Source organism: Terrabacter sp. Soil810 (assembly GCF_001429645.1).
GTDB lineage: Bacteria > Actinomycetota > Actinomycetes > Actinomycetales > Dermatophilaceae > Terrabacter.
Genome location: NZ_LMSW01000012.1, coordinates 277,307 through 300,325, shown reverse-complemented (window position 1 = coordinate 300,325; position 23,019 = coordinate 277,307). Strand labels below are relative to the sequence as shown.

General features: G+C 71.7%; 18 protein-coding genes and 2 pseudogenes. 8 read left to right on the top strand and 12 right to left on the bottom strand.

Going from position 1 to position 23,019, the window contains the following annotated elements; genetic code table 11:
• Nucleotides 1-127 precede the first annotated feature (127 nt).
• The 6 genes from ASG96_RS16240 to ASG96_RS16215 all read right to left on the bottom strand — a co-directional run bounded on the left by ASG96_RS16240 (nt 128) and on the right by ASG96_RS16215 (nt 8,093).
• On the bottom strand, nt 128-709 hold the full coding sequence (locus ASG96_RS16240) for a hypothetical protein (protein ID WP_057588591.1): 582 nt from the start codon (nt 707-709) through the stop codon (nt 128-130).
• A 909-nt stretch (nt 710-1,618) separates the two neighbouring features.
• On the bottom strand, nt 1,619-4,546 hold the full coding sequence (locus ASG96_RS16235) for a vitamin B12-dependent ribonucleotide reductase (protein WP_056759228.1): 2,928 nt from the start codon (nt 4,544-4,546) through the stop codon (nt 1,619-1,621).
• Between the two features lie 93 nt (nt 4,547-4,639).
• Entirely contained in the window at nt 4,640-5,137 is a 498-nt protein-coding gene (gene nrdR / locus ASG96_RS16230; RefSeq protein ID WP_056759230.1) for a transcriptional regulator NrdR, read from the bottom strand.
• Nucleotides 5,138-5,626: 489 nt separating this feature from the next.
• Entirely contained in the window at nt 5,627-6,055 is a 429-nt protein-coding gene (locus tag ASG96_RS16225) for a Crp/Fnr family transcriptional regulator (protein WP_057588590.1), read from the bottom strand.
• A 113-nt stretch (nt 6,056-6,168) separates the two neighbouring features.
• Nucleotides 6,169-7,449, bottom strand: a complete 1,281-nt coding sequence (locus ASG96_RS16220; RefSeq protein WP_057588589.1) for an MFS transporter — start codon at nt 7,447-7,449, stop codon at nt 6,169-6,171.
• The gene (locus ASG96_RS16215; protein ID WP_157610925.1) at nt 7,446-8,093 is read right to left on the bottom strand and encodes a helix-turn-helix transcriptional regulator; all 648 of its coding nucleotides are present in this window, start codon (nt 8,091-8,093) and stop codon (nt 7,446-7,448) included. Before ASG96_RS16215 ends, ASG96_RS16220 begins: the two co-directional genes overlap by 4 nt.
• A gap of 130 nt (nt 8,094-8,223) precedes the next feature.
• On the opposite strand from ASG96_RS16215, the pseudogene ASG96_RS24695 reads away from it, so the two are divergent.
• Nucleotides 8,224-8,940, top strand: a pseudogene (locus tag ASG96_RS24695) (GAF domain-containing protein); the annotation flags it as partial.
• A gap of 323 nt (nt 8,941-9,263) precedes the next feature.
• Nucleotides 9,264-9,386, top strand: a pseudogene (locus ASG96_RS24690) (histidine kinase); the annotation flags it as partial.
• 698 nt (nt 9,387-10,084) lie between these two features.
• On the opposite strand, the gene ASG96_RS16200 reads toward ASG96_RS24690, so the two are convergent.
• The 3 genes from ASG96_RS16200 to ASG96_RS16190 all read right to left on the bottom strand — a co-directional run bounded on the left by ASG96_RS16200 (nt 10,085) and on the right by ASG96_RS16190 (nt 12,899).
• On the bottom strand, nt 10,085-11,875 hold the full coding sequence (locus ASG96_RS16200) for an alpha/beta hydrolase (RefSeq protein WP_057588585.1): 1,791 nt from the start codon (nt 11,873-11,875) through the stop codon (nt 10,085-10,087).
• Nucleotides 11,872-12,174, bottom strand: a complete 303-nt coding sequence (locus tag ASG96_RS16195; RefSeq protein ID WP_057588584.1) for a hypothetical protein — start codon at nt 12,172-12,174, stop codon at nt 11,872-11,874. Before ASG96_RS16195 ends, ASG96_RS16200 begins: the two co-directional genes overlap by 4 nt.
• A 302-nt stretch (nt 12,175-12,476) precedes the next feature.
• On the bottom strand, nt 12,477-12,899 hold the full coding sequence (locus tag ASG96_RS16190) for a LysM peptidoglycan-binding domain-containing protein (protein ID WP_057588583.1): 423 nt from the start codon (nt 12,897-12,899) through the stop codon (nt 12,477-12,479).
• A gap of 228 nt (nt 12,900-13,127) precedes the next feature.
• Between ASG96_RS16190 and lexA the strand changes: the two genes are divergently transcribed.
• Both lexA and ASG96_RS16180 read left to right on the top strand, forming a co-directional pair.
• Nucleotides 13,128-13,853 (top strand): transcriptional repressor LexA, encoded by a 726-nt coding sequence (lexA, locus tag ASG96_RS16185; RefSeq protein ID WP_056759249.1) that lies wholly within the window; start codon nt 13,128-13,130, stop codon nt 13,851-13,853.
• Between the two features lie 130 nt (nt 13,854-13,983).
• A complete protein-coding gene (locus ASG96_RS16180) occupies nt 13,984-14,895 on the top strand; it encodes a hypothetical protein (protein ID WP_057588582.1) in 912 nt (303 codons plus the stop codon).
• Nucleotides 14,896-14,898: 3 nt separating this feature from the next.
• Here ASG96_RS16180 and ASG96_RS16175 read toward each other — a convergent pair whose 3' ends face one another.
• From ASG96_RS16175 to ASG96_RS16165, 3 genes are read right to left on the bottom strand one after another with little or no spacing between them, the layout of a single operon-like run.
• On the bottom strand, nt 14,899-15,942 hold the full coding sequence (locus tag ASG96_RS16175; RefSeq protein ID WP_057588581.1) for a phosphotransferase: 1,044 nt from the start codon (nt 15,940-15,942) through the stop codon (nt 14,899-14,901).
• Nucleotides 15,926-16,894: a Sir2 family NAD-dependent protein deacetylase gene (locus tag ASG96_RS16170; protein WP_200962709.1), complete on the bottom strand. Its 969-nt coding sequence runs from the start codon at nt 16,892-16,894 to the stop codon at nt 15,926-15,928. The genes ASG96_RS16175 and ASG96_RS16170 overlap by 17 nt, the downstream gene beginning before the upstream one ends.
• A gap of 4 nt (nt 16,895-16,898) precedes the next feature.
• Nucleotides 16,899-18,452, bottom strand: coding sequence for an AMP-binding protein (locus tag ASG96_RS16165; RefSeq protein WP_057588580.1), 1,554 nt, complete (start codon nt 18,450-18,452; stop codon nt 16,899-16,901).
• Between the two features lie 117 nt (nt 18,453-18,569).
• On the opposite strand from ASG96_RS16165, the gene ASG96_RS16160 reads away from it, so the two are divergent.
• From ASG96_RS16160 to ASG96_RS16145, 4 genes are all read left to right on the top strand, one after another.
• Entirely contained in the window at nt 18,570-19,760 is a 1,191-nt protein-coding gene (locus ASG96_RS16160; protein WP_057588579.1) for an acetyl-CoA acetyltransferase, read from the top strand.
• An 85-nt stretch (nt 19,761-19,845) separates the two neighbouring features.
• The gene (locus tag ASG96_RS16155; RefSeq protein ID WP_057588578.1) at nt 19,846-20,793 is read left to right on the top strand and encodes a LysR family transcriptional regulator; all 948 of its coding nucleotides are present in this window, start codon (nt 19,846-19,848) and stop codon (nt 20,791-20,793) included.
• Nucleotides 20,794-20,859: 66 nt separating this feature from the next.
• Complete coding sequence (locus ASG96_RS16150) at nt 20,860-21,441, top strand: peroxidase-related enzyme (protein ID WP_056759264.1); 582 nt, start codon at nt 20,860-20,862, stop codon at nt 21,439-21,441.
• On the top strand, nt 21,438-22,961 hold the full coding sequence (locus ASG96_RS16145; RefSeq protein WP_057588577.1) for a gamma-glutamyltransferase: 1,524 nt from the start codon (nt 21,438-21,440) through the stop codon (nt 22,959-22,961). The genes ASG96_RS16150 and ASG96_RS16145 overlap by 4 nt, the downstream gene beginning before the upstream one ends.
• Nucleotides 22,962-23,019 lie beyond the last annotated feature (58 nt).

Below are 23,019 nucleotides of genomic sequence, written 5' to 3'. Positions count from 1 at the left end.
AGCCAGGACGACGGCAGTGCGGCGACGCTCGGCGCGGGGGCCGCGCTCTTCGAGCGGGGGCGACGATCCGGGCCCTGACCCGCGACGCGCCGGCCTGCAGAGGCGTGTGCAGCCCCCGTCTCGGGCGTCACCTCTCGCGCGTTCGATCACCAACGACCGCGCCGCGTCCCCAGGTCATGCCTGACTGCACAACGGGGGAGGGTTCGGCAGCGCCGAGGCAGTGCACGGCGCTGCTCAGCATCCGTCGGAGGGCTGCGTCGGCGACGTCCTGTGGGCACTGCTGGACCGCGAGGACCGCGAGGTCGACACTGCGGAAGGCCGCGCCCCGCCTGTACAGCAGGTGTCGTCTGGAGTCACCGGGACGGCTACGTCGAACAGCGGCGTCATGCAGTCCGCGCAGCACGAGGGTGGGTCTGTGTGCGAGGGCGACGCGTGTGCATTCCGCGGCGATGCGGGCGTACGCCTGAGGGTCGTCCGTATCGGCCCAGACCAGAGTCGGCACGAGGCCTGCCAACGCGGCCCGCTTGAGGTCCGACGTGGCATCGTTGGCGCGGCGGGCGAGGTGAGCAAGCAACGGGTGGGTGCAGCACGGATGGTCGCTCCATCGCTCGTGGGCGGCGATCGAGACCAGCTCCATGAGGCACACGCCGTCCTCGGATGAGAGGTGTTGGCCCGCACTCAGCGTGGCCCAGTTCTCTTGGCGCGCCATGGCGTCCTCCGCGACCCTTCGCGAGTGACTCCTGCGCTTGCGGGAACCCCCAAGGACGGATAACTCGCTCCTGCAACGGTAGTCCGCGTCGGCGAACCCGGCGAGCGCCCAAGACGGACATGCAGGCCAGGTGATCCATCGGGGCACGCATTCACCCTCAGGTGGCGTCGTGGTGCCATGGACCGCCCGTTCCCGGAGGAGGAGCCCGACTCGTCCAGCCCGTCACTGCATCCGCCCTCCTGGCTTTCAGGACATGTCGGCGACGGGTTCACGTGCACCGCATGCGGAGTCACCATCCCCGCCACGAGGTGCTCACCGGACTGCACCAGAACCGGCATCTCGAGCTCGAGCGCCGCCTGGCGCGCACGTGATCCGAGGCGGCCGCACGACCCGCCTGCGCCGATCTGCTCAGCCCAGCGCGTCAGCGGGAGCTGGCCTTGATCGTGACGGCCACGGCAGCGGCCATCCTCGTCACCCGCCAGTGTTCGTCTGCACCGTCAGGTCCGGTGCGTGGCTTCGCTGTGCCGTAGGACGCGGAGAGCCCACCGGCAGCGTGCACTGCATCGGACTGGGTGGCGGCCTCCCGGATGGCTATGACGTTGCGGACGTCGGGTTTTCGACCTGGTTGCTCATTCGCTGTCTGTCCTGGAGTCATCAGACGCGCACAGGCTCGACGTCAAGAGACTCGAGGAGTCCCAGGATGCGCTGCTTGATCTCGTCGACTGCGACGGGCACCCGCAGAGGGGTTGGTGCCACCAACCACTGCATGCACGGCAACGGCCCGGCTCCCCTTTGGGAGCCGGGCCGTTCGGACTACCGGAATGTCATCGTGATGAAACCAGTGACACTGCTGACCAACTGGATGTCACTCGGCTCAAGCCGTTGGTGACATTTCCTGACCGTTGGCGGTCAGCTGCAGCCGCTGGTGCTTCCGCAGCCCTCGCAGACGTAGCAGGAGCCGGCGGGGCGCATCTTCGTGCCGCAGGTCATGCAGATCGGTGCGTCGGCCGTGATGCCGCCGAACTTCTCGAGCAGCTCGGCCGAGCTGTGGACGTCGCTGGAGATCTCGCGAGCGGAGGCAGCGCCCGCACCCGACTTCACCTCGGCGGCAGCGGCCGGGGACTCGGCATGGGCTTCCTCGGCCTTGTGCTCGGCCCTCTTCGAGACCGGAGCCGACTGCTGGAGCGACTCGAGCTCGTCCTCGAGGTCCTCGTCGGACTCGTCGGACTCGATGTCCTCGTAGGAGCCGGTCTCGACCTGGCGGGCGCGCTCCGACGCCGTGTGGATGCCCATGAAGGAGCGGGTGTCGAAGTCGAGGTAGTCGAGCGCCAGGCGGCGGAAGACGTAGTCCATGATCGACTGCGCCATGCGCACGTCCGGGTCGTCCGTGAGACCGGCCGGCTCGAAGCGGAGGTTCGTGAACTTCTCCACGAACGTCTCGAGCGGCACGCCGTACTGCAGACCGATCGACACGGCGATCGAGAAGGCGTCCATCACGCCGGCCAGCGTCGAGCCCTGCTTGCCGAACTTGAGGAAGATCTCGCCGAGCTGCTGGTCGTCGTAGGTACCGGCCGTGAGGTAGCCCTCGGCGCCACCGACGGCGAACGACGTCGTCTGGGAGGTGCGGCGCTTGGGCAGGCGGCGACGGACCGGGCGGTACTCGATGACCTTCTCGACCTTGACCTCGGCGGCAGCGGCGTCGGCAGCAGCCTTGTTGTCCTTGGCCGTCGAGCCACCGTCGGACAGCGGCTGGCCGACCTTGCAGTTGTCGCGGTAGATCGCGAGCGCCTTGATGCCGAGCTTCCAGCCCTGCATGTAGACGTCCTGGATCTCCTCGACCGTGGCCGTCTCGGGCAGGTTGACCGTCTTGGAGATGGCACCGGAGAGGAACGGCTGCGTCGCGGCCATCATGCGCACGTGGCCCATGGCCGAGATCGAGCGCGCACCCATCGCTGTGTCGAAGACCTCGTAGTGCTCGGGCTTGAGGCCGGGGGCGTCGATGACGTGACCCTTGTCGGCGATGTACTCGACGATCGCCTCGACGGTCTCGCCGGTGTAGCCCATCTTGCGCAGCGCCCGCGGGATCGTCAGGTTGACGATCTGCATCGAGCCGCCACCGACGAGCTTCTTGAACTTCACGAGCGAGAAGTCCGGCTCGATGCCGGTCGTGTCGCAGTCCATCATGAAGCCGATCGTGCCGGTCGGAGCCAGCACCGACGCCTGGGCGTTGCGGTAGCCGTGCTTCTCACCGAGCTTGACGACGTCGTCCCACGCCTTCGTCGCGAGCTTGTGGACGTCGGAGTCCATCGCGTCGAGCGTCTTGATGTTGTCGTTGGCGGCCTGGTGCTTGCGCATGACCCGCTTGTGGGCGTCCGCGTTGCGGGCGTAGCCGGCGTAGGCGCCGACGACCGAGGCCATCTCGGCGGAACGCTTGTAGGCGGCGCCGGTGAGCAGCGAGGTGATCGAGGCGGCGAGCGCGCGGCCACCCTCGGAGTCGTAGCCGTGGCCGGTCGCCATGAGCAGCGCGCCGAGGTTGGCGTAGCCGATGCCGAGCTGGCGGTAGTTGCGGGTCGTCTCGCCGATGGGCTCGGTCGGGAAGTCCGCGAAGCAGATCGAGATGTCCATCGCCGTGATGACGAGCTCGACGACCTTCTGGAAGGTGACGGCGTCGAACGTGTCGTCGTCGCGCAGGAACTTCAGCAGGTTGAGCGAGGCGAGGTTGCACGATGAGTTGTCGAGCGACATGTACTCCGAGCACGGGTTGGACGCGGTGATCCGGCCGGTCTCGGGGTTGGTGTGCCAGGCGTTGATCGTGTCGTCGTACTGGATGCCCGGGTCGGCGCACTCCCACGCGGCCTTGGCGATCTTGCCGAAGAGCTCACGGGCGTCGACGGTGTCGATGACGGAGCCGTCGCCGCGCGAGCGCAGGCCGAACTCCGTGCCGTCCTCGACGGCCTTCATGAACTCGTCGTTGACGCGGACCGAGTTGTTGGCGTTCTGGTACTGGACCGAGACGATGTCCTTGCCGCCGAGGTCCATGTCGAAGCCGGCGTCGCGCAGGGCGCGGATCTTGTCCTCCTCGCGCGCCTTCGTCTCGACGAACTCCTCGATGTCGGGGTGGTCGACGTCGAGCACGACCATCTTGGCCGCACGACGCGTCGCGCCGCCCGACTTGATGGTGCCGGCGGACGCGTCGGCGCCACGCATGAAGGAGACGGGGCCGGAGGCCGTGCCACCGGAGGAGAGCAGCTCCTTGGAGGAGCGGATGCGGGAGAGGTTGAGGCCGGCGCCGGAGCCGCCCTGGAAGATCTTCCCCTCCTCCTTGTACCAGTTGAGGATCGAGTCCATCGAGTCGTCGACGGCGAGGATGAAGCAGGCGGACACCTGCTGCGGGCTCTTGGTGCCGACGTTGAACCACACGGGCGAGTTGAACGAGAAGACCTGGTGCAGCAGGGCGTGCGTCAGCTCGTGCTCGAAGATCTCGGCGTCGTCGGCCGCGGCGAAGTAGCCGTTGCTCTTGCCGGCGGCGACGTAGGTCAGCACGACGCGGTCGATGAGCTGCTTGAGCGAGACTTCGCGGGCGGCCGTGCCGACGGCGCCGCGGAAGTACTTGGTGGTGACGATGGTGCTGGCGTTGACCGACCAGAAGTCGGGGAACTCGACCCCGCGCTGCTCGAAGATCGTCTCGCCGGTCTTCCAGTTCTGCTGGACGACGTCGCGCTTCTCCCACGTGACCTCGTCGTACGGGTGCACGCCGGGCGTGGTGTAGATGCGCTCGATCTTGACGCCCTTGGCGCCTGCCTTCGAGCGTGAGCTGCGGTTACCGATCTCCGTCATGTCGTGCGGCCTCCCTGACCGAATCTGCTGCTGGTTTAAGTGTTGCGTGGGGCACCGACAGTGCGGGTGCTCCGGACGTGCTGTGGAGGGTGGTTACCGCTGGACGCCGAGCCGGGACGGAGCCGTGGGCTCCTCCCCCAGCGCGTCGTGCTCGGCCCGAAGGAGCGCGATGGCTCCCTCGAAGTCCTCGAGGCTCTCCCACGCCTGGTAGACGCTGGCGAACCTGAGGTACGCGACCTCGTCGAGCTCGCGGAGCGGTTCGAGGACGGCCATGCCGACCTCGTGCGCCTCGATCTCGGCGTTTCCCTGCGACCGGATCGCCTCCTCGACCTTCTGGGCGAGGAGGGCCAGGTCGTCCTCGCTGACGGGCCGTCCCTGACATGCCTTGCGCACACCCGAGAGGACCTTGGCCCGGCTGAACGGCTCGGAGGCCCCCGACCGCTTGATGACGTTGAGGCTCGAGGTCTCGAGCGTCGTGAAGCGGCGGTTGCACTCGGGGCACTGGCGCCGACGCCTGATGCAGGCGCCGTCGTCGGTGGTGCGCGAGTCGATGACCCGCGAGTCGGTGTGGCGACAGAACGGACAGTGCACGTCTGGTCACCTTCCCTTCCCCGAGACCCAGTCGTTCAACGTTGACGAGCCATCCCGTATGCCGTCTCGCACCCGTTCCGGGGACCCGCCCGGTGTTCGTGGGACCGGTCGGGCTGGGGATGGGTCTGGGGACGACATGGGGATGACCTGTGTGTAACCCCCGTTTGCCTGGGGACTACATGTGGACGTCTTACATCTGTGTAACTACTAGATGTAGGGGTAACTCTAGGCACGGTGTGACCCCGATCGCAAGCACGTGATCCCGGCCCGGCGCGTCGCGCCGCTGACCTGCACAAACGTCACTCCAGTCCCAGGAGTCCCGGCGTGTCGCGCGAGCCCCATCCCAACATCTAGGGGTGGACCGTGCCGCCCACTCCCCCATCTGCGGGTCCACGAGCGTATGCCGTCCGGCCGGGCCCGCGGTCACCGGGCCTTCCGGGGCGCTCCGGCGGCCCCACCGCGGGCGGTGCGGTGACGCGTCTGGGCCGACTAGCTTGCTGCGCCCTCGCTGACCAGCTCCTCGAGCTGGCGCACGCGGGTGACGAGCCCCTTGAGGAGCAGCACGGCGGTGTGCGGGTGCTGGTCGATGAGGTCGGTGAACGCGGCCGGTGAGAGCCGGAAGGCGGTGAGGCCGTCTGGGCCGCTCGTGACGGTGGCCGTGCGCCCCGACCCGTCGATCAGCGACATCTCACCGAAGTAGTCGCCCTTCGACAGCGAACCCACGGCGCGGCCGTCGACGTCGACGTCGGCCGATCCCTTGAGCAGCATCACCATGCCGGCGCCGCGGTCGCCTTGTTTGACGACCGGCACTCCGGGGCCCACCTCCACCGTGGAGCCGCGCGCGATCACCTCTTCGACGAGGTCGTCGGGCAGCTCACAGAAGAGCTCGACCGCGCACAGAGAGTCCTTCAGGCTCATGCTTGCCTCCCACACCCGGGCCCTCCACAGGGGCCAGCCCTTCGACGGTAGTCCTCCGGGGCGGGCCCGGGCGCCATTCGGTGAAGACCGGCCGGCCACCGCGACCCGGACGGTCAGCGCAGTCGCGCGATGCCCGGACGCGTCGCGAACCACAGGCAGAGCAGCGACATCGCCGTGCCGTAGACAGCGGCGGCGGTCAGCACGGACGTGACGGCCGCGAGCGCGCCGAAGGCCGGGATGGCGAGCGGCACGAGCGCCATGTCACCCAAGCTGGAGACGGACGAGACGCGTCCGAGATGGCTCGGCGCGATGGTGCGCTGGTAGGTGCCGGAGAGCCAGACGGAGGCCGCCCCGGCCGCGAGGCCGATGAGGAGCATCGACGCCAGCAGGACGGCGCGCGAACCGACCCCGGTCCCCACGATGCACACCCCCTGCCCGACGAGCACGGCGAAGCCGGCCCGGGCCGGCCGGGCCACCTTCCAGCGGATGCCCACGACGCTGCCGGCGATGGCACCCAGCGCGAAGGCCGCCTCCGCGGCACCGAGCCAGGCCGAGCCCCAACCGGAGCCGCTGACGCGCAGGGCGATCCCGAGGGCGATGACCGGGGAGACGAAGACGTTGAGGGCCGCCAGCCCCAGCACGAGCAGGCGCGCCGACTCGTCACCGCGCAGGTATGCCGCCCCGTCCCTCAGGCTCGCCGTCCAGGACGCGTGGGGCATCCTGGGCATCAGGTAGCGCGGACGCACCACAAGCGCGAGGACGGCGGCGACCGCCACGAAGGTGACGGCATTCGCGAGCATGGCCCCGGCGGGGCCCACGACGGCCACCGCCACGCCACCGGCCGGAGCGCCCAGCAGGCGCGCGACGCGGGCGCCGATCTGGTTCCAGCCGCTCACGGTCGCGAGGTCCGCGGGTCGCACCAGCTGGCGGCCCAGGGTCGCCCCGGCCGGCAGGGTGAGCCCGGTGGCAGTGCCGAGCAGGACGCCCATCGTGATGAGGAACGGCGCGCCCCGGACCCCGGCCGCCCACGCAGCGGCTCCGGCGAGCAGGACCGCCCCCTGGGCGAGGCGACCGGTGACGAGGATGCGACGCGTGTCCCACCGGTCGGCGATGACCCCGCCGAGGAGGACGAAGACCGCCTGCGGCAGCGTCTCGGCTCCCAGGACCACGCCGGCCATCGCGGGCGACAGGGTGTGCACGGCCGTCCAGGCCAGCGCCACCGTCCACACGGCGTCGCCGAACCACGACAGCGCCATCGAGGCCACCCAGGTGTGCACCATCCGGTCGCGGGCGACCGGCGGCGGCGGGGCGCCGATGAGAGTCGGCTCGGCCGGGAGCGCGGGAAGGCGCGCGCCCGTCTGCAGGCTGGTCGCGGCTCGGGTGCGGGCGCTCACGGCTTCACCGGCCCACTGGGGAAGACGCGCGCCGACACCCGCACCGGGAGGCGGGCTGCGTCGGGGCGGGTCCGGGCGTCGGCACGGCACTCCTCGCTCCACTCGACGACGAGCTCGGTGAGCCTGCGGCTCAGCTCGCCCATCTGGTCGACGGTGGCGGCGACGAGGGTGTCGGTCGCCACCGACGCGTGGCGCACCTCTGCGGGTGCTGACTCTCCCTCGGCGAGCCACCGCTGGACGGCCCGGACGTGGTGGCGGAAGTTCTCGGCCTCGGCGGTCGACGCGATCCGCCGCGCCACGGTCCCCTGGTCGTAGTCGGTGGCGTCCCACGAGAGCTGACGGGGACGGCTGCGCCACCAGCTCTCGCGGGTGTCCCTGGCCAGCTCCGGCGCGGGCTCGACGAAGCCGTAGCGGTGCAGCGTCCCCAGGTGGTGGCTCACCGAGCCGACCGCGAGGCCCGTTCGCCGCGCCAGCAGGCCGACGGGGGCCGGACCCTCGACGGCCAGCAGCTCGCACAGCCAGCGACGGGTCGGGTGGTGGAAGGCCGTGAGGACGTCGAGCAGGGCGTTGCCGGTCTCGCTGCCGAGCTCGTCGGAGGCGGGACTGGTGGTGGTGTGGCGTTCGGAGGCGGGGCGTCGCGGCATGTCGCCCACCCTCGCGGGTCGGCGGGAACTTCCACAAGACCCCTTGTATAACTCGCGGACCCACCATCGCAACGTGACATCTCGGGCCGGGTCCTTGCCCTCGGCGGGCCCATGACAGAGTCTTCCTATCGTGACAAACCGGACATCAACCCCAGACGTCCTCGACCGTGCCCAGCGACGCGAGGAGGCGTTGGCCGGCTACGACGTCCTGGGCAACGCGCCCGAACGCGAGCTCCAGGCGCTGGTCGACATCGCCGCCCAGGTCTGTGCGGTCCCCCGAGCGGCGATCAACCTCATCACCGCGACGCAGCAGCAGCAGATCGCCACCACCGGCTTCGCCGCCTCGATCTGTGCCCGCGAGGACTCGATGTGCGCGGCCGTGCTCGAGCACACCGACCGCGTCGTCGTGCCCGACGCGAGCCTCGACGCCAGGTTCCGCGAGAACCCCTTCGTGACAGGCATCCTCGGCACCGTCCGCTTCTACGCGTCGGCGCCGCTGACCACCCCTGAGGGTGTCATCATCGGCCGCCTCTGCGTCTTCGACTCTGAGCCGCGCGAGCTCGACGGGGCACAGGAGGAGGTCCTCGTCGCCATCGCCGAGCGTGTCGTCGACGTCCTCGAGCTGCGCCTGCGGACCCGCGAGCTGGAGGACTCGCTCGCCGCTCTCACCGAGACGAGGGACGAGCTCCACCGCTCCAACGAGGCGCTGTCGGTCTTCGCCGGCCAGGTGAACGTCGACCTGCGCACCCCCTTGACGGCGATCATGGCGAGCACCGAGATGCTCGGGCAGCAGCCGGCCGTCGCTGCCGACGAGCGGTCCGAACGTCTCGTCGCCACGGCCTTCCGCTCGGCGACGCGGATGGCGGGGATGATCGAGCAGATCCTCGCCCACGCCCGGGTCGGCGCCGAGCTGCACCGCACCGACACCGACCTGGGCGCCGTCCTCGCCTCGGTGTCGAGGACCTCGCACCGACGCTCACCGTCCGGCCGGCCACCGTCACGGCGGGCCCGCTGCCGACCCTGCCCGCCGACGGTCAGCAGCTCTACTCGGTGCTGCTCAACCTCGTCTCGAACGCCGCGAAGTACGCCCGTCCCGGGGTCGCGCCCCGCATCGAGATCACGTCGGTGCCTGTCCGGGACCGTTGGCACATCTAGGTCCGGGACCACGGGATCGGCATCTCCGTCGCCGACCGCGACCGGGTCTTCGGCCTCTTCGACCGGGTCGAGACGTCCGTCGACGGCAGCTGCATCGGCCTGGCCACCGTCAAACGCATCATCGAGGCCCACGGCGGCTCGATCGGCATCCGCTCGGCGGACGGCCCGGGGACCGACGTGTGGTTCGAGCTGCCGGCGGCCCTGACGGGCTCGACGGCGCTGCCTGACGGGACGCCGCGCCAGGGTGAGCGCGACGAGCGCGACGACGACGGCGATGGGCGCCCGCGGGTCCGTCACGAGCACCTGGAGCGCGATGGCGACGTAGGCCCCGAGCGCCGATCCGTCGTCGAGCGAGTCGCCGACGGCCACCGCGCCCGAGCGAGCGGCACTGTCGAGCAGGACCGCTCCCGCGAGGACCCCGACCTCCGCCAGCGACGCGAGAGCCGCCCAGCGCAACCTCCGCAGGCCCGACCGAGCCGACGACGCGACACGCGGCGGGCGGGTCGGCAGGAGGTGGCCGGTGTCGGCGACACCCACGGCCACACCCTCCTCGACGGGCGGTTGCAGACCGGGTCGGGACAGCGCCACCGCGAGCACGACCCCGAACCCCACGACCCCGAGCAGCGACGCGGGCGACAGGGCGGACAGTGCCCCGTCACCGGCGGCGCTCCCGCCGTCGGTGATCCAGCCGACCACGAGGTAGGGCAGCGTCTGCAGCAACGTCAGCCACCCGCACGCCCAGGCCACGAGACGGTCGCGCCGGGCGGCGGCCGTCCCGCGGCCGACGTCAGGGCCGGGCGGGTCCGGGCCGGAGCCGAACCAGCCGATGTCGGCGCTCACGGGACGAGCCTCGGCCAGCCCATCGGGTCGGTCCCCAGGCTCGGCCCGGTCGTGGTGCACGCGCGTTCGTCGGCGCCCTGGAAGACCCGCAGGTCAGGACGCCCCGCCGCGATCGCGACGAGGTTGCGGGCGCTGTCGGTGCCGGCGCGGAGGTAGTCGGAGTGGCCGGCCGAGGTACGGCCGCGGTCGACGAAGTCGGAGCGCGGGTGCAGCCAGTGGTTGCACCCGGTCCCGGACTGCTTCAGGGCGAAGGTCGACAGCCTGCTCGCCCCGGTGACGTCGGCCGGGGACGTGCCGTGCACCATCCAGCCGTAGCCGAAGACGTCGTCACCCACGGCTCCCAGGACGTTGAGGGACCCGGGCTTGAGTGTCGTGCGGGCCACGTCGGAGAACGGCAGGCCTGGCGCGCCGAAGACCGCGACGTCGTCGACGGCGCTCGTGCGCAGGGAGGCGAAGCCCGCCAGCGTCCCGCCGTAGGAGTGGGCCCAGACCGTCTGGTGGGCGGGCCGCTCGCGCGCCGCCTCCACGCCGGTGACGAAGTCGGCCAGCGCGCCGGCATTGTCACGGGCCAGCTTGGCGTTCAGGACGTTCCGGTCCACCGAGCTGACGATCTCGTGGACCTGTGGCGCGTCGTAGCCCATCCACGTCACGACCGCGACGTCCTCACCGGGCGCGAGGGCCCTCGCCTCGGACCGCATCCACACGAACGTGTCGTCGTAGCGGCGCAGGTCTGCGCCCACCATGGTCGACAGCCCACCGACGAAGGTCACGACGTGATCGGCACGGTCGACGTCTCCGACCGCCACGACCGCCTTGACGTCGAGGCCCGTCGCGTCGACCAGCAGGAGGCGTCGCGGACCTCCGTCGCCCCGCCCGAGGACGTCGCGCACCGCCTGCAGGGCCGCGAGGTGCTCGGCAGCGCGCGTCCGCTGGGCGGCGTTGCCCGGCGACGCCGAGCGCTGGGCCTCGCGCGCCCGGGCCGACGCGACCCGCTCCGCACGAGCGAGGAGGGCGAGGTTCGCCTCGTGGCGTGCGGCCGCCGGCACCCCGTCACGAGGTCCCACCCACTCGGGACGCTCGCGGAGGACCCGACGCCTCTCCTCGTCCGTGAGGGATCGCCACCAGGCGGCCGAGGCGAAGACCTGCGCACCGACACCGCCGGCCGCCGCGGGCGGAGGTGGCGGGGGTGGCGGGGGCGCCGACGGGGACGGCGTCTGCACCCCGGTCCCGATCGACCCGGTCGCGCCACGGGCGGAACACAGCAGGGCCCGCCACAGCTCCTCGTCGGTCTCGGAGGCTGCGCACCGGGCCTGTCTGAGGCAGGCGTGCACCTCGGCCCGCAGCAGCTCGTCGAGCCGGGCGCGGTGGGCCTCCCCAGCCGGGTCACCGAGGGACGCCCGCACGGGAAGGAAGAGGTGACCCTCGCCGTCGAGCCACGCCCCCTCGTCGGCAGCCCGCCGGTCGGCCCGGCCGAGGAGGTCGAGCGCCGACTGCAGACGTGCGGCGGCGTGCCCGACGGCGTGTGCGGTCGCGGCGATACTGCCCGCGAGCCGCCCGAGCCCGGCGACGACGAGCCCGTAGCGGTCGGCCGCGGCCGAGGAGGCGGCTCCGGACCACCGGGGAGCGGCCGAGCGACGCCACAGCACGAGCTCGGCCAGGCCGAGGACCCGGCGGCGGCGGTCCTCGAGCCGGCGACCCACCGCGAGCAGCGACTCCGGCCGGCACGCCCGGAGGTCGGCGACCGTGAACATGCCGGGTGCGCCCGCACCGGAGCCCGCCGAGCTCATGGGGGTCCACCGGTAGGCGACGGGACGACCTGCAGCGCAGCCCGCTCGACCGCGTCGTAGGTGTCGGTCGCTGCGGTGAGGCAGCGACCCAGCTCCTGCAGCTCCCAGCGCGACCCGGCCAGACGGACGTCCCAGGCGGCTGCCACCTGCGCCAGCCCCGCGGCGACGCGGCCGCCGGGAATCGCCCCGCCCAGGGGCCGCAGCTCCTCAGCGATCCCGAGCCGCCGCACCCGCTCCAACACCTCAGCGATCGAGGTGGCGTCATCGCGCAGTGCGGCGGTATCGACGTCGTAGCGCATCCCGTGCTCCCTTCCCGAGGGCCACCACGCTAGGTCGGGCCCGTGGGACCGCGAGCGCATCATCCACAGGGGTGCGGGCAGGCGGCGCGACCCGGGCGCCCTTGCCCCACAACGACGACCGGCACAGCAGAACGCCGCACCCCCTCCTCAGGGGTGCGGCGTCCGGGGCAGGAACGGCGGGGTCGAAGCGCCGCTACCGCCAGCCGCTGAAGGTGGAGCCAACGCGGCGGATCGGGTGGGGTCGGGCCGGGCGCAGCCGAGCACACGGCATACGTCATCGGCCGGCCCCGGGAGGGCTCGGGTCAGCGACCCGGGATGACGAGCTGTTGACCGGAGTGGATCGCGGTGGTGCTGAGTCCGTTGGCGATCTGCAGCTCGACGACGCCCTCGGACGTGGTCAGCTCGGGCAGCTCGCGGGCCGCGATGCCCGAGAGCGTCTGTCCCGAGCGGACCGTGATGGTGCGCGGCTCCCCCGTGGCCGACGCGAGCTGGCCGGCCAGGCCGACGCCGAGGACGGACACGACCGCTGCGACGAGGAGGGCCACGACGAGGCGACCGAACCGCGTCAACCGCATCGGCGGTTGGGTGGCGCGGGCCGTCCGGGCCGCCCGTGCTGCGTCGGGGCCGGTGGGGACCAGGACGAGGCGGGGCCGACCGGTCGCCTGCGACCGCGCGGGCTCCTCGGTGTGCGGCTGACGAACGACCTCGAGGACGATGGCGCTCATGGTGACCTCCCCTTGCTCCTGAACCGGCGAACACATGTTCGATAGAACGTCTGTACGAGTTGTAGCACGTATGTTCGATGAAGTCGAGACACGCATCGAACAGGTGTTTGGCAACTGTGTTCGAACTGCGTAGTCTTTCCTCACACCACAGACCTCACCAGCCACCACTGACACTGGCCCCACACCCGGCGTCACGAAGCGGCCTGACGAGCCGACGAAGGGGACACCATGGGCGTGACCGAGCTTCCCGATCGCGAGACCGGAGACGGTCTGACCGTCCGCCAGCGGCGGGTGCTCGAGGTCATCCGCAACTCCGTCGACCGTCGCGGCTACCCGCCGAGCATGCGCGAGATCGGCGACGCCGTCGGGCTCGCCAGCCCGTCGAGCGTCTCGCACCAGCTCAACGCGCTCGTCGCCAAGGGCTACCTGCGCCGCGACCCCAACCGGCCGCGGGCCCTCGAGGTCGTCTCCCCCGACGCCAAGGCCGAGGAGCTCGGCTACCGCGGCGGCGACGCCACCACACCGCGTCCGCGCGGCGACCACTACGACACCGAGACCGACTCGGGTGACGCCCGGCCCGAAGCGTCCTACGTCCCGGTGCTCGGCCAGATCGCCGCCGGTGTGCCGATCACCGCCGAGGAGGTCGTCGAGGACGTCTTCCCCCTGCCCAAGCAGCTCGTCGGCGAAGGCGACCTCTTCCTGCTCAAGGTGACCGGTGACTCGATGGTCGAGGCCGCCATCTGCGACGGCGACTGGGTCGTCGTGCGCCAGCAGCAGCACGCCGAGAACGGCGACGTGGTGGCCGCCATGCTCGACAACGAGGCGACGGTCAAGACGTTCAAGCGCACCGACGGTCACGTGTGGCTCATGCCGCACAACGCCGACTTCTCCCCCATCGACGGCGACCACGCGACGATCCTCGGCAAGGTCACGGCCGTCCTGCGCCGCATCTGACCCCTCCCCGCAGCCACCGACGACGTATGCCGTCGGCGCCCGTGTGCGCCGGCGGCATACGTCGTCCGGGAGGCGTATCGGACCGGGCGGCGACAGACTCTGACCCGTGAGTCCTGCGAAGGAGACCGCCATGGCACCCGGCCGTACCCGAGACGTCGTCTTCACCTACCGTTACCTCCGGGGAGCGATGATCGCGCTGCTCCTCATGCTGCTGCTCTCCGTCGGCTACCAGTGGTGGTGGGAGACCGACCACTCGTGCTGGCTCGGCTCGATCAGCGCCTACTACTACACGCCCGCGAGGACCGTCTTCGTCGGCTCGCTGTGCGCGCTCGGCGCGAGCCTCATCGCCTACAAGGGCCACTCACCCGAGGAGGACGTGCTGCTCAACTTCTCGGGCTTCATGGCCTTCGTCGTCGCCATGGTCCCGACGGTGCCTGACGGCCGGTGCGGTCCGAACGCGTACACCCAGAGCCCGGCCGAGATCGCCGCGGCCGTGCGCAACAACATCTGGTCGCTCGTCGTCGTCGCAGTCGTCGCGGCGGTCGTGGCCGCCTGGCTCAAGCGGGGCGCGCTGACCCGCGACCCCTCCGAGCGGCCCACGGTCCGCTCGGTGGTCGTCTCGGTGGTCTGCGGTCTCGTGCTGCTCGCAGAGCTGACCCTCTTCCTCGCGCTGCGCGACCGCTTCATCGCGCTGAGCCACGGCATCGCCGCGGGCACCATGGTGGCCGGGGTCATCGCCGTCATGGTCTTCAGCGCGCTGCGCGCCGAGGAGCGTCACCAGGGTGCGACCGGCGGCGGCGCGGCGCGGGGGATCGCCTACAAGCGCATCTACATCGCCATCGCGGTCGCGTTGGCCCTCGCTCTCGCGGTGACCGTGCTGGCGGCCCTCACGGTGAGCGGCTTCGACCACCTCATCCTCATCGCCGAGGTCATCATCATCGTGCTCTTCGCCACCTACTGGGGCGTGCAGACCAAGGAGCTGTGGGACCTGCGAGACGCCGAGGGTGCCGAGGCACGATCGGCCCGTTCGGTGGCCGAGTAGCCCTCAGGACAGGGGCGGTTCGTCGCCGAGCGCACCGAGCCACCACGTGCCGGAGTCGCCGTACTCAGCGGCCTCCGGCGGCGTCAGCGTCGCGGTGACCCGCAGCCACGACTCGGCACGCCCGAGCCGACCGAGCCGCAGCGCCGCCGGCAGGGCCGACCGGAGCGAGGTGACGGGGACGACGTCGCCCCAGACCTCGAGCGCCGCGTCGGCAACCCGTCTCAGCCGGGGGTCGTCGGGGGCTGCCTCGAACCGGTGGAGCAGCACGTTGAGCGGGACGAAGAGCGCGGACAGGGGGTGGGCGAGCACGGCGTCGCCGAAGTCGAAGAAGCGCATGCCACCCACCGTGGCGAAGACGTTGTTGGCGTGGAGGTCGTTGTGCACGAGGGTGTCGGCGAGGCCGAGCGCGGCGACCTCCTCACCCCAGACCGCCACGTCGGGCAGCAGGTCGCGTAGCCGCTGGGCGACGTCATCGGCCATCCGACGCGGGTCGTCCTGGGGCAGGGCCGTCAGGGACTCGACCCGCGCCTCCACGTAGGCCGCCGACTCGTCCGGGCGCAGCGTCGTGAGGCCCGCACCGACAAGGTCGGGCTCGTGGCCGACGAGGTCGCGCTGGAGGTGCATGGCCTCGGCCGAGACCCGGCACCAGGCGTCGACGTCGTCGTCGGCGACCGTCCGGGCCAGCACCGGCCCCTGGTCGGGCACGAGGTGCAGTCCGCGCTCGAGGTCGCCCGCGACGACCGGGACGACCCGGTGCGGTGCCAGGCGGTCCAGCACGACCAGCAGCGTCGCCTCGAAGGACTGGTGGTCGCAGTTCTGCTTGGCCCAGAAGGTGGCACCGTCGGAGGTCCCGGCGCGCCAGACCGTCGACCACGGGCGCTGGTGCACGGGCTCGAGCGAGACGAGATCGACGCCGAGCCCGCCCAGGACCCCTCCGACCCAGTCGCGCAGCTCGGCCTCGAACGCCGGGGACGTCCAGCGGACGGACGGGCCGGGCCCGGACCCGGGCAGGGTGGCATACCAAGGCTGCTCAGTGCCCGAGCGCATCACGCAGCTCCGTCAGGGTCGGGCCGAGGGGCGCGTGCAGGCGCAGGGTGGCCTCTGCGTCGCCGCGGGTGGCCGAGCGCGTGACGATCGCGACGGGCACGTCACGCTGGTGCGCGCGGCGGACGAAGCGGTAGCCGCTCATGACCGACAGCGACGAGCCGAGCACGAGGACCGCACCGGCCCCGTCGACGAGCGAGAAGCACCGCTCCACCACGGACTTCGGCACCGACTCGCCGAAGAAGACGACGTCGGGCTTGACCGTGTCGTTGCCGCAGACGAGGCAGCGCGGGGCGTGGAAGGACGCGACGAGAGCGTCGGCGAGCACGATGTCACCGTCGGGGCGCACCTGCTCCCCCCACTGCGAGCCGACGGCCTTCGCAGCCTCCGCGAAGCGCTCCCGGAAGCCCGGGTTGGCCTCGGTCATCCTCTCGTGCAAGCCGATTCGAGTGGCGTACTCACCACAGGTGAGGCAGACGGCGCGCTCGAGCGAGCCGTGCAGCTCGACGACGTCCGTCGCGCCCGACGCCTGGTGCAGCCCGTCGACGTTCTGGGTGATGATCGGCCCGACGTATCCCGCCCGCTGCAGGTCCGTGACGACGCGGTGGCCGTCGTTGGGCTCTGCGGCGTTGAACCGCTGCCAGCCGATGTAGCTGCGCGCCCAGTAGCGCCGTCGCGCCTCGCTCGACCCGGCGAACTCTCCGTACGTCATCGGCTCGACGCGACGTGTCCCGTCGGGCCCGCGGTAGTCGGGGATGCCCGACTCGGTCGACAGGCCTGCACCGGAGAGCACGACGACGCCGCCTCCGCTGACGAGGTCGACGAGGTCGTCGAAGGTGCCGAGGTCGTGCGTCTGCAGCGGCAGGGTGCGCGAGGTGGACAGCCGGGTCGTCGCCGTGACCGTGGCCGCGGATGTCGGCGTGCTCTGCGGGGGTATGCCGTTCGGCTGCTGCACCCGGTCAGCCTACGTCGGTCGACCGGGCCTCCCGGTCCCACGTCGCAGGGGTGACCGCACGGCGCCGGAGCTCGGCCTTGCGCACCTTGGCCGTGGGCGTCCGCGGCAGCCCCTCGACGAGCTCGATGTAGCGGGGTCGGGCAAAGCGTGGCAGCACGGCGTCGAGGCGGTGCACGAGCTCTGCGCAGTCGAGGTCGGCTCCCGGCTCGGGGACGACCGCGAGCATGACCTCGTCCTCGGTGCCGGCAGGCACGGACGGCACCGCGTAGGCGGCGACCTCGGCGACGCCCTCGAGTGCGGCCACGGCCGCCTCCACCTCGAACGAGGAGATGTTCTCGCCGCGACGACGGATGCAGTCCTTGGTGCGGTCGACGAACGTCACCCACCCGTCGCCGTCCATGACGCCTGAGTCACCGGTGTGGAACCAGAAGCTGCGCCAGGCCTCGACCGTCGCCTCCGGCAGCCCGTGGTAGCCGGTCATGAAGCCGAACGGAACCCGTGGGCGGACCATGATCTCGCCGACCGTCCCGCGCGGCACGGGCACGTCCGTCTCCGGGTCGCGCACCTCGACCTCGAACCACCGGTCGAGCACGAGCCCGGCCGAGCCGGGCCGCGACCGCCCCACCCGCCCGTAGAGCGGGATGTTGACCTCTGTCATGCCGTATGCCGACACGACCTCGCGCACACCGAACCGGTCTCTCCACTGCGCCTCGTGCGCCGGCGGGTTCGGGACGGGGCACACGATGCGCAGACCCAGCTCGTGGTCGTCGTCGCTCCGCGGCTGGGCCATGACGAACTCGGACATCGAGCCGAGCAGGTTGGAGACCGTGCACCGGTGCTCGCGGACGTCACGCGCCCACGCACTCGCACTGAAGCGCGGGCGCAGGACCGCGCCGGCGCCGGCGAGGATCGTGGCCCCGAGCTGCATGAAGAGCCCGTTGGCGTGGAAGAGCGGCATCGTCACGTAGTAGCGGTCGTCGTCTCTCAGACCCAGCCCCTCGATGCTGCCGACGCCGAAGAGCACGCAGTGCGCGTGCGGCATGACGACCCCCTTCGACGGGCCGGTGGTGCCGGAGGTGTACATGAGGCACGCCGTGTCAGCGGCGCGGGGCAGCGGTCCGTCCCACTCCGGCGCCGACCGCCAGCCCGAGAGGTCGACGGACGTGAGCCCGGCGTCCGGGCCCAGCGCCTCACGGACGGAACGGGCGCCGTCGTCGTCGGCCACGACGAACCGGGCCTCGCAGTCGACCAGCTGGTGCGCGAGGAACGCACCCTCGAGCGCGGTGTTGATGGGCACGATGACGGCGCCGAGGCGCCCGAGCCCCAGCCACGCACGGAGGAACTCCAGCCCGCTGGGAAGCAGCACCGCGACGGCGTCTCCGCGACGCACCCCGGCGGACGCGAGTCGGGACGCCACGCGGCGTGCGTCGCGGGCCGCGGCGGCATACGTCATCGAGCCCTCGCCGATGACGCGCACGAGCTCCCGGTCCCCGACCTCGGCGGCCTTCTCCTCGAGCGCGAGGGGCAGCACCCAGCGCGTCACGTCGTCATCGACCATGCCTGCCAGACAACCATTTCCGTCCCGGCGACCACGTGTGCCGCGGCGACACCACGAGCGTCCTCGTGTGGCCGCTCACCCCACGCCCCGCGTGGATGCCGTCGTTAGCGTGGCCGCATGAGCCTGCGAGACACCTTCGGCACCGACGTCCTCCTCACGGGATGGGGGCACACCCGCTTCGGCCGTCTCGACGACGAGTCCCTCGAGAGCCTCGTCGTCCGCGCCGCCAGCGAGGCCCTGGGGTGCGCCGGCATCGAGCCGGGCCAGGTCGACGAGGTCGTGCTCGGCACGTTCAACTCCGGCATGTGGCCGCTCGCCTTCGCATCGTCGCTCGCGCTCCAGGTCAGCGACCACCTCGCCCACGTCCCCGCGACCCGTGTCGAGAACGCGTGCGCGTCGGGCTCGGCCGCCGTTCACCAGGGCGTGAAGTCGCTGCTCGCCGGCACGGCTCGGACCGTGCTCGTCATCGGCGCCGAGAAGATGACGCACGCCTCGGCGGAGGTCGTGGGGGCCGCACTCCTCGGCGCCGACTACGAGCTGGCCGGTCGGGCCTCGACGACGGGGTTCGCGGGGCTCTTCGCCGACGTCGCCCGGCACTACGAGAAGCGGTACGGCCCGGTCGGCGACGCGCTCGGCTCCATCGCCGCGAAGAACCACCAGAACGGCGTCCTCAACCCGTACGCCCAGCTGCGCAAGGACCTCGGCGAGGACTTCTGCCGGACCGTCTCGGACCGCAACCCCGTCGTGGCCGAGCCGCTGCGCCGCACCGACTGCTCGCCCGTCTCCGACGGCGCGGCGGCCCTCGTGCTCTCGACGGTCCCGACCGGCGGGCGTGTCGACCCGGTGCGCCTCGCCGGCTTCGGCCACGCCAACGACTTCCTGCCCGCGTCCAAGCGTGACCCGCTCGCGTTCGCCGGGACCGTGGCCGCCTGGCAGCGCGCCATGGAGATGTCCGGCACGTCGCTCGACGACCTCGACCTCGACCTCGTCGAGCTCCACGACTGCTTCACCATCGCCGAGCTCGTCCTCTACGAGGCCATCGGCCTCGCGCCACGCGGTCAGGGCGCCCGGCTGCTCGACGACGGCACGGTGGCCCGAAACGGCCGGCTGCCCGTCAACCTCTCGGGTGGGCTCAAGTCGAAGGGGCACCCGGTCGGTGCGACCGGGGTGTCCCAGCACGTGCTCGCGGCGATGCAGCTCTCGGGGACGGCGGGGCCGATGCAGCTCGAGGGGGCGCGGCGGGCTGCCGTGCACAACATGGGCGGGCTCGCCGTGGCCAACTACGTCAGCGTCCTCGAGTCGGTCTAGGCGCCGACGGCCCCCCGCGCGGGCGAAGCCGCGCCTGCGCGCACAGAATCTCACGTCTTCCATAATCTTCGGTTATGATCAGGACATGATCGATGCTGCCGGCCTGCGGGTCATGAAGGCCATTGCCGACGAGGGAAGCTTCACGAGCGCCGCCAACGCACTCGGCTTCACCCAGCCGGCCATCTCGCAGATGGTCCGGCGCCTCGAGCAGCGCACCGGGACCGTCCTCGTCGAGCGCTACGGCCGCCAGGTCCGCCTCACCGAAGCCGGTCAGGTGCTGGCGCGCCACGCCGTCGGCGTCCTCGCCGCGCTCGATGCCGCCGAGGAGGAGATCACCGCGATCGCCGGCCTGCGCGCCGGGCGCGTCCGCCTCCAGGCCTTCCCCAGCTCGTCGGCCACGCTCGTGCCCCGCACGCTCGCCATCCTCAAGGCCCGTCACCCCGACATCACCGTCACCTTCACCGAGGCCGAGCCACCGGAGTCCCTCGCGGCCCTGCGCAACGGCGACTGCGACGTGGCCGTGGCCTTCGCCTACGAGGGCGGCGACCTCGGCGAGCTCGAGGAGGACCTGTCGCTCCTCGTGACCCGCCGCCTCATGGACGACGAGGTGCGTCTCGTCGTCCCCGGCGCCCACCCGCACGCCGGCGACCCGGCCGCGTCGCTGGCCGACTTCTCGGACGAGGAGTGGATCGCCGGCTGCCCCCGATGCCGCGGCCACCTGCTGTCGCTCGCCGACACCGCCGGCTTCCGGCCCAACGTCGCCTTCGAGACCGAGGACTACGTCGCCCAGCTCGGCCTCGTCACCGCGGGTCTCGGCGTCGCGCTCGTGCCCGACCTGATCCTCAACGCCGCCAAGCACGACGAGGTCGCCACCCTGCCGCTCTCCCCCGCGTCGCGCCGCCAGATCCTCGCCGTGACCACCCCCGACCTGCAGCGCGTGCCCGCCGTCGCCGCTGCCCTCGACGCGCTGTGCGAGGCCGCCGGCGCCGACCCGAAGGCCTCCACCGCCGAGCTCGTCGGCGCCAAGGCCTGACGGCTGGGTCGCCGCGTGAGGGCGCGCCACGGGCGCTCGGCCCCCACGCGGCATACGGTGGGCCTCATGGGTGACCGTGAGCGCATCTCGTACCTGGCCGTGCCCGAGCGCGACGACGTCCCGGAGGGCGTGAGCCGCCTCTGGGACAAGGCACAGGAGACCGTCGGCTTCGTGCCCAACGTCTTTCGCGCCCAGGCGGTCAACGGCGAACAGTTCCTCGCGTGGTGGGGCTACTTCAACCTCCTCGTCAACAAGGAGGGGCACCTGAGCAACGCCGACCGCGAGCTGCTGGCCGTCGTCGTCAGCAGCGTCAACCGGTGCACGTACTGCGAGGTGAGCCACGGCGCAGCCCTCCGTGAGCACACCGGAGACCCCGTGACCGCCGACCTCGTCGCCTCGAACTGGCGGCAGGCAGGGCTTCCCCACCGTGAGTACGCGATGGCCTCCTACGCCGAGAAGCTGACTCTCCATCCCGCCGAGGTCACCGAGGCCGACCTCGGCCCACTGCGAGCCGCGGGACTCGACGACCACCAGGTGGTCGAGCTCGTCCAGGTCGTCGGGATGTTCAACCTCACCAACCGGGTGTCGACGGCGCTGGGGCTCGTGCCGAACTCGGAGTACCACTCGAGCGGCAGAGCGACCTCATGAGCCGTGTGGCGCTCGCCGCTCCGGGTCCGGCGGCTCTGCAGGCCGGGCTCGAGGTGGCAGCCGAGGGCGGAAACGCCGTCGATGCGGCAATCGCCGCGTCCCTGGCGGCCATGAGCACCGAGCCCGGGGTCGTCAGCCTGATGGGTGGCGCCTTCGTCAACGTGTGGCTCGCCGGCGACGACCCCGTCGTCATCGACGGCAACGTCGAGATGCCCGGCCGGGGACTGGACCGGTCGGCCTTCGGCCACGGCGTTCGGCAGGTCCCCACCGACTACGGCGGCGGGGTGACGATCGGTGCGGGACACGCTGCGGTCGCGAACTCCGGTGCCGTGCAAGCACTCTCAGCCGCCAGGGACCGCTTCGGGAAGGTGCCGTGGCGGCGGCTCGTGGAGCCGTCGGCCCGGACCTGTCGCGACGGATACCGGGTCGGCGCGGCCGCCGCTCTCTATCTCGGTATCGTCCGCGACACGCTCTTCGGCCACGACCCCGAGGCCCACGCCCTCGTGACAGGAGCCGACGGCGGACCGCTCGAGCCCGGCGAGACCTCCCTCAACGTCGACCTCGCCGACATCTTGGACCTACTTGCGGCACAAGGGGTGTCGCTCTTCACGACCGGCGCCGTCGGGCGCGTTCTCGTCGAGGACATGGCCGCGAACGGTGGGTTGATCACGATGGCCGACCTCACGGCATACGAGGCCGTCGTTCGTGCACCCACGATGCGGACCGTCGGCTCCTGGCACATCGCCCTCAACCCGCCGCCCTCCGTGGGCGGCCCGATGCTCGCGGCCATGCTCGGCCAGCTGGCGCGGCACGAGGACTGGACGTGGGCCGAGGTCATCGAGATCCAGCGCCGGGTCCTCGCCTACCGCCTCTCCGTCCACGACAGGTCCCGCGACCTCGACGCCGACGGCCACGCCCTCCTCGAGGCGGTGGAGCGACACGGGCTGGCGGGGCTTCCCACCTCGGCGTCCACCGCTCACGTCTCCGCCGTGGACGAGCACGGGAACGCATGTGCCATCACGATGTCGTGCGGATACGGCGCCGGCATGGTGATCCCCGGCACCGGCATCCTGCTCAACAACGCCCTGGGCGAGCCGGAGCTCAACCGGCTCGGCATCCACGCCGTGTCCCCCGGCACGCGGCTCGCCTCGAACATGGCCCCGACCACCGGCCGCAGCTCCTCGGGCACCGCGCTCGCCGTCGGCTCACCCGGTGCGGACCGGATCACGACGGCGCTCATGCAGGTGCTCGGACGCGGACTCCTTCGCGGCGACGACCTCCAGCACTCGATCGACGCCCCGCGCTTGCACGTGCGGTTCATGGACGATGGGTCCCCACGCGTCGAGCACGAGCCGTCGGACGACATCGCGGCCGCGGTCGAGGCGAGCGGACTCCCGTCGCACCGCTTCCCAGGTCCGCACATGTACTTCGGTGGGGTGGGCGCAGCGGTGCTGGGTCCGGACGGGCTGGTGGCCGCCGGGGACGCGAGACGGGACGGGTCGGTGGGGGTCTCCTCCTGACCGGTGCGGTCGCCATCGCCACCAAACTCGGTGCGGACGTGGGCGTGTCGTGCGATCC

Bases quoted from the DNA above. Each gene is read 5' to 3' on its own strand.
- ASG96_RS16145 (WP_057588577.1), top strand. From the start codon at position 21,438: ATGAGCCGTGTGGCGCTCGCCGCTCCGGGTCCGGCGGCTCTGCAGGCC.
- ASG96_RS16235 (WP_056759228.1), bottom strand. From the start codon at position 4,546: ATGACGGAGATCGGTAACCGCAGCTCACGCTCGAAGGCAGGCGCCAAG.
- ASG96_RS16190 (WP_057588583.1), bottom strand. From the start codon at position 12,899: ATGAGCGCCATCGTCCTCGAGGTCGTTCGTCAGCCGCACACCGAGGAG.
- ASG96_RS16150 (WP_056759264.1), top strand. From the start codon at position 20,860: ATGGGTGACCGTGAGCGCATCTCGTACCTGGCCGTGCCCGAGCGCGAC.
- ASG96_RS16155 (WP_057588578.1), top strand. From the start codon at position 19,846: ATGATCGATGCTGCCGGCCTGCGGGTCATGAAGGCCATTGCCGACGAG.
- ASG96_RS16195 (WP_057588584.1), bottom strand. From the start codon at position 12,174: ATGCGCTACGACGTCGATACCGCCGCACTGCGCGATGACGCCACCTCG.
- ASG96_RS16165 (WP_057588580.1), bottom strand. From the start codon at position 18,452: ATGGTCGATGACGACGTGACGCGCTGGGTGCTGCCCCTCGCGCTCGAG.
- ASG96_RS16240 (WP_057588591.1), bottom strand. From the start codon at position 709: ATGGCGCGCCAAGAGAACTGGGCCACGCTGAGTGCGGGCCAACACCTC.
- ASG96_RS16225 (WP_057588590.1), bottom strand. From the start codon at position 6,055: ATGAGCCTGAAGGACTCTCTGTGCGCGGTCGAGCTCTTCTGTGAGCTG.
- ASG96_RS16160 (WP_057588579.1), top strand. From the start codon at position 18,570: ATGAGCCTGCGAGACACCTTCGGCACCGACGTCCTCCTCACGGGATGG.
- ASG96_RS16200 (WP_057588585.1), bottom strand. From the start codon at position 11,875: ATGAGCTCGGCGGGCTCCGGTGCGGGCGCACCCGGCATGTTCACGGTC.
- lexA (WP_056759249.1), top strand. From the start codon at position 13,128: ATGGGCGTGACCGAGCTTCCCGATCGCGAGACCGGAGACGGTCTGACC.
- ASG96_RS16175 (WP_057588581.1), bottom strand. From the start codon at position 15,942: ATGCGCTCGGGCACTGAGCAGCCTTGGTATGCCACCCTGCCCGGGTCC.
- ASG96_RS16180 (WP_057588582.1), top strand. From the start codon at position 13,984: ATGGCACCCGGCCGTACCCGAGACGTCGTCTTCACCTACCGTTACCTC.
- ASG96_RS16215 (WP_157610925.1), bottom strand. From the start codon at position 8,093: ATGCCGCGACGCCCCGCCTCCGAACGCCACACCACCACCAGTCCCGCC.